This is a genomic window from Mesorhizobium sp. WSM4983, assembly GCF_029625765.1.
In the GTDB taxonomy this organism is placed as follows: domain Bacteria; phylum Pseudomonadota; class Alphaproteobacteria; order Rhizobiales; family Rhizobiaceae; genus Mesorhizobium.
Window position 1 is genome coordinate 1 of the sequence record NZ_JARTVM010000046.1, and the last position, 266, is coordinate 266.

Here is a 266-nt window from a genome sequence, read left to right on the forward strand (position 1 = left end):
GACATGAGCGCATTTAATGCTCACATGAAGAAACTCATTGAGCGCGAACGCTACCTAGATGACCAACTCTTGATTGCTACAGCATGGAAAACGAGTGGGCAGCGGGTCACGCCCAAGCTGTTAGATGCGTTGCGCCAGCGGGAGAAAATCTATCAGGAAATGACCGCCATTAGCCCACAGGGGCTGGCTTGGCAGGCAGCCCGGCAAACAGTGCGCTCCCCCTCAGCTGACATGCTAGACAAGGCCGGCACGGTGCTGACCACTTG

The 266-nt window shown here is 56.0% G+C and carries 1 protein-coding gene; it reads left to right on the forward strand.

What is annotated here, in order from left to right; all coding sequences use genetic code 11:
* Positions 1-24 precede the first annotated feature (24 nt).
* A partial coding sequence (locus P9254_RS28880) for a hypothetical protein (RefSeq protein WP_278103924.1) occupies positions 25-266 on the forward strand: 242 nt, incomplete at its 3' end.